General features: G+C 49.1%; 6 protein-coding genes. 1 reads left to right on the forward strand and 5 read right to left on the reverse strand.

Translation table 11 applies throughout. The features are described 5' to 3' along the window. From C7B77_RS31205 to C7B77_RS23310, 5 genes are all read right to left on the reverse strand, one after another. Positions 1-359 (reverse strand): response regulator (locus tag C7B77_RS31205; protein WP_245894340.1); only part of this gene is annotated, 359 nt, incomplete at its 3' end. Next, entirely contained in the window at positions 356-1,876 is a 1,521-nt protein-coding gene (locus C7B77_RS23295) for a hybrid sensor histidine kinase/response regulator (RefSeq protein WP_245894342.1), read from the reverse strand. The genes C7B77_RS23295 and C7B77_RS31205, both read right to left, overlap by 4 nt. 315 nt (positions 1,877-2,191) lie before the next feature. Beyond that, on the reverse strand, positions 2,192-2,641 hold the full coding sequence (locus C7B77_RS23300) for a response regulator (RefSeq protein WP_106310554.1): 450 nt from the start codon (positions 2,639-2,641) through the stop codon (positions 2,192-2,194). Next, positions 2,638-4,086, reverse strand: a complete 1,449-nt coding sequence (locus C7B77_RS23305) for a GAF domain-containing protein (protein WP_106310561.1) — start codon at positions 4,084-4,086, stop codon at positions 2,638-2,640. Before C7B77_RS23305 ends, C7B77_RS23300 begins: the two co-directional genes overlap by 4 nt. 74 nt (positions 4,087-4,160) lie before the next feature. Continuing rightward, positions 4,161-4,682 carry a response regulator gene (locus C7B77_RS23310; protein ID WP_106310558.1) on the reverse strand — a complete coding sequence of 174 codons (522 nt, stop codon included), beginning with the start codon at positions 4,680-4,682 and terminating at the stop codon, positions 4,161-4,163. Positions 4,683-4,951: 269 nt separating this feature from the next. On the opposite strand from C7B77_RS23310, the gene C7B77_RS23315 reads away from it, so the two are divergent. Beyond that, positions 4,952-5,299, forward strand: a 348-nt coding sequence (locus C7B77_RS23315; RefSeq protein ID WP_245894344.1) for a lycopene cyclase family protein, incomplete at its 3' end; no start/stop codon positions are given.

Below are 5,299 nucleotides of genomic sequence, written 5' to 3' on the forward strand. Positions count from 1 at the left end.
AACTCCTCAGCAGTAAAAGGTTTGGCTAAAAATCCGCGCACGCCCTCTCCCATAGTTTTTCGCACCATCTCGTTGGTTGCCAACCCGCTCATGGCAATAATCTGGACTTGCGGATTGAGCTGACATAGAGTCCGAATAATCGTCTCAGAATCCAATAACGGCATCATCATATCTAACAATACAAACGCGATTTCTTGCTTATGCTCGGCATATAATGCGATCGCTTCAATCCCGTCGTTAGCCGTTATCGCGCGATAACCATAGGTTTCCAGGGTTACCTTAGTAATTTCCTGAATTGCGACCTCATCATCCACCACCAAAATTAATTCGCCGTGTCCCAATGGCGGTGCTGTCTTCACCCCAGGGGCGGCGGTAAGTAGACCTTAAACTTACTTCCTTTACCAACTTCACTATCGACATTAATAAAGCCATGATGACCTTTGACGATGCCAATGACGGTAGATAGTCCCAATCCCGTGCCCTTGCCGATTTCTTTAGTCGTGAAAAAGGGATCGAAAATCCGATCGAGTATTTCCGGTCGGATGCCCGTGCCCGTATCGGCAATCTCGATCGTGATATAATTTCCTACCTGAGCCTCTAAGTGCATCAGTGCGTAACTTTCATCGATCGGGAAATTCTTCGCCACGATCGCTAATTTCCCGCCATGGGGCATGGCATCGCGGGCATTGACGCACAGGTTCATAAATACTTGATGTAACATGGTGCTGTCAGATTCGATCGTCCATAAATCTGGGGCTAGATCGATCGACAATTCGATATTTTTAGGAAATGCCTGCTGGATAATGTTTTGAAGTTCTAAGAGCAGATCGCGGGCTTGCATGTTGGTGGGCTTGCTCTCAATCCCGCGCGTAAACGAGAGAATTTGCTTGACCAAATCGGCACCCCGCCGCGTACTATCGTGGAGAATTTGCAGCAATTTCTGCGTCGATTCATCCATGTTGGTAACTTTGAGGGGCAGCAGTTGGACGATGCCCAGAATCGGCGTCAAAACGTTGTTGAGATCGTGAGCGATGCCGCTAGTTAGTGTTCCCAGGCTTTCGAGGCGTTCGGTGCGCCGGAGGGCTGCTTCGGTCAATTTGCGCTCGGTGATATCTTCGGCAATGCCGACTACACGGTAAGGTACGCCCTCACGATCTTGAATCGGGAAGCCGCGATCGCGAATCCAGCGGATCGAACCATCGGGACGCACGATCCTATACTCTCGATCGTAATTTCCTGCTAGCGAATGCTCCAAAAAACTCGTATGAATGCGGTGTCGATCTTCTGGATGGATGGCCTCGATCCATTCCATAAAATTAGCTGACAAACCCGCGCCAGAACGTCCCCAGATCCGCTCGTAGGCGGGGCTGACATAGAGCATTTCTGGTGTGGTAGGGTCAAAAATCCAAAAGACACTTTCAGTGATGTTCTCGGCCAATTGTCGAAAGCGTTCTTCACTCTCCCGCAAAGCTTGTTCGGCGTCTAGGCGTTTTTGTCGCTCTTGTGCCTCCCGCAATTCCCGTTCGATCGCCGGAACCAACCGCGCGAGGTTATCCTTGAGCAGGTAGTCGTGAGCACCCGCTCGCATGGCGGCAACCGCAGTTTCTTCGCCAATCGTCCCAGAGACAATAATAAATGGTAAATCCTGGTGCTGGTGCTGAAGCAATTGTAATGCTTCTGGAGCACTGAACCGAGGTAATGTGTAATCGGCAATGATGATATCCCAAGTCTGCCGCTCTAGTGCCGCTTGCATCCGCTCGGCAGTCTCCACCCGCTCGTAGTCCAATACATAACCACTCCGCCGCAATTCTCTCAGCAGCAGTAGCAAATCGTCTTCTGAATCCTCGACAATGAGTATTTTTAATTGGGGATTCATCTTGGTGCTTAGTGATAAGTAGTTGGTGCTTGGTGAGGAAAGGGGATAGTGGATAGTGAATAGTGGATAGTGGATAGCGATCGGTATTTGTCATCCATGATTTGACAATTTGCTATGGGTAACCGCGCGACTAACAGCAGTGCCTTAATTTCCCATTTCGGCGAAAGTTGAATACGTGTTACCAATATCATGTGAATATCTCATCTTCGCGATCGAGAAACAAAAGCTATCGCAGCTCTTCTATCCACTATTCACTATCCACTATTCACTATCCACTATTCACTATCCACTATCCACTATCCACTATCCACTAAATTAAACTGGCGGTGGTTCGTTCATCAACAACCAATACATCCCCAATTGTCTGATTGCTTCAGAAAACTGGACAAAATCGACGGGTTTGCGAATATAACTATTGCAGCCGAGACTATAACTATCTAGCACATCCCCCTCTTCGCTGGAGGTCGTCAACACTACCACTGGTAAAAATCGCGTGCGGGGATCGTCCCGCAAGCGACGTAAAACTTCCAAGCCATCGATACGCGGTAGTTTTAAGTCGAGCAAGACCACAGATGGTTTATTATTTGTATCTCTTCCTGCATAGATGCCCGTGCCAAACAGGTAGTCTAGAGCTTCGACGCCATCATGGGCGACGACAACTTCATTACCAACGTGATGGCGTTTGAGGGCGCGGATTGCTAGTGCCTCGTCGTCGGGATTGTCCTCTACGAGCAATATTACCTTGTGATTGGCGCGATCGCTCATGTCCCCGTCTCCTCTGTCGTTAGTATGAAATAAAATGTGGCACCCTGTCCGATGGCTCCTTCCGCCCAAACGCGCCCGCCATGACGATGCACGATTCGCTGTACGGTTGCCAGCCCGATGCCATTGCCAGGAAATTCACTGACACTATGCAATCGCTGAAAGGGAGAAAATAATTTATCCACATATGTCATATCGAACCCGACACCATTATCGCGCACGAAGTAGGTTGAAGGAGTAATGGGTTCATCACCGATCTCCTGTGGTGGCGATCGCAGTGCGCCAAATTCAATTTTAGGTCGATCGGTTCTAGCTGTAAATTTCCAGGCATTAGTTAAGAGATTTTCTAAGACGGCATGAAGCAAGCGACTGTCACCCCGATCGACTAAATTAGGTTGGATGACAAACTCTACCTGGCGTTCGGGATGGGCGAGTTGTTGATCGGTGCAGATCTGAGTGGCAATTTGGCTCAGATTGACAGCTTCGCGGTGCATATCGCTCCGAATCACCCGCGAGAGGGTCAGCAAGTCGTCGATTAATTGTCCCATGCGTTGGGTTGCCGCTCGGATGCGGCGCAAATAATCGTGACCTGTTTCATCCAATTGCTCGACACAATCTTCGAGTAATGCCTGACTGAAACCATCGATGCTACGCAATGGTGCCCGCAGATCGTGAGACACTGAATAACTGAAGGTTTCGAGTTCTTTATTGACCGATTTAAGTTCGACGATCGCTTGCTGCAAGCCTTGATTGAGTTCTTGAGCCTGATGCTGGGCTTGTTGTCGCTCGACGATTTCGGCTTGGAGTTTGGCTAGGAGTTCGGCGTGTTTGAGGGCGACTCCCAAATGATTGGCAATCTGCGTGACAAACTCGATTTCGGTGGGTTGCCATTCACGCTCGGCGCGACATTGATGGATGCACAGCAATCCCCATAGGTTTTCGCCTTGCAATAGGGGTACGACCAAATTCGCTCGCACTTGAAATTGGGACAGGATCTTGATATGGCAGTCGCTCAATCCCGCGCTGTAGATATCCGGTACCGCCTGAACTCGCCCTTTTTGATAATCGATCGCAAACCTGTCGCCAAAACAATCGTCGTGGATTTTGGTAGCCATCGCCGAATTAAAATCTGGATCGACATCTTCCGATACAAATTCGCCATCATTCCAATGGGCATCGGGATCGAAGCGAAACATCCCCACGCGATCTGCTGCTAGGAGTTGGCGTACTTCCGCAGCAGTAGATTGAAAAATGACTTCTAGCTCTAGGGGACTCCGCAGGCGCGTAATGACGTCAAATAGGGCTTTCTGACGGTTTAACTCGAACTGTGCCGCAGTCAAATCCCGTTCCAAGGGTTGAATTCGATCGGCTAAAATCTCTTGCAGTCGATCGAAAGCTGCTTCATCTCGACACAGATCGCGTAATTTTGACAATATTTCAGGAGTCATAACGAGGACATGTGTAGCTCCTTTAATTTTAGCTGAGACCTCGATCGAAGATCGCGCCCCAATTTGCCACAAATCTAGCGATTGCTAACACATGAGTTGGATAGTAATTTTAACAATTCGGTGGCGGTAAAGGGTTTAGCTACAAAGGCTTTGACACATTTATTCGTCATGTTTGCGACGGCTCGATGGGTTGCCAACCCACTCACGATCGTAATCTGTACCTGGGGATCGAGCCTATACAAAGTTTTAATAATTGTCTCCGAGTCTAGTAATGGCATCATCATATCCAGCAACACGATCGCGATCTCCTGCTTGTGCTCGGCATATAAGGCAATTGCTTCAATCCCATCGTTAGCAGTTATAACTCGATAACCATGGGTCTCCAATGTGGTCTTGGTAATCTCGCGAATCGCGATTTCGTCATCCACTACTAAAACTAATTCGCCGTGCCCGATCGGGGGTGGTGTATCGTCGCTAATTGTGGGTTCGCTCGGATGGGAGTTAGCCTGAATGAGTTTGGACACTTCGCTAGTGGGGCAAATATCGGCGATCGTCATTGGGGTTGTCTGGAGCGATCGCCTCACCGACTCGAACATTGTCGCTATATAGCCTCTCGTTGTTTTGCACGATCGAATCCATTATTTGCTCTTATCTGCGTAGGGCGTGTCATCGATAAAAACTAATTTAACCGGATGACACACCCTCGCGATCGAGCGTTATTTTATCCGGATTCGATTACCGACCGTAGGCTTCGCCAACGCGTGTTAAGATGCGATTACCTACGGTAGGCTTTGCCAACGAGTACCGGGGATCGATGCTCGCTGGGGCGATATCTAAAAGAAAGCTATATTTAAAGAACGCTGCTATGTTGGATTTTGATGTGCTGGTAATTGGGTCTGGCCCCGCTGGGACGATAATTGCGGCGGCTTTGGCCGAGCGGGGAGTAAAAGTCGGCGGACTGACTGCCAGTCCGCTGCGGCAAGTCTGGCCGAATACCTATGGCATCTGGCGCGACGAACTTGAAGCTCTGGGATTGACGGAATTATTAGGTCATTGTTGGGAAAATTGTGTCTCCTATTTTGGCAAAGGGGCAGTCAATCACGGTCGCGCCTACGGTTTATTTGATAAAGTCAAGCTGCAAAACCATCTGCTGGCCAAATGCGAAACCGGGGGAGTGGAATGGCACCAAGGCAAGGCCACAAATATCGAGCAC

The organism is Chamaesiphon polymorphus CCALA 037, assembly GCF_003003845.1.
Lineage (GTDB): Bacteria > Cyanobacteriota > Cyanobacteriia > Cyanobacteriales > Chamaesiphonaceae > Chamaesiphon > Chamaesiphon polymorphus.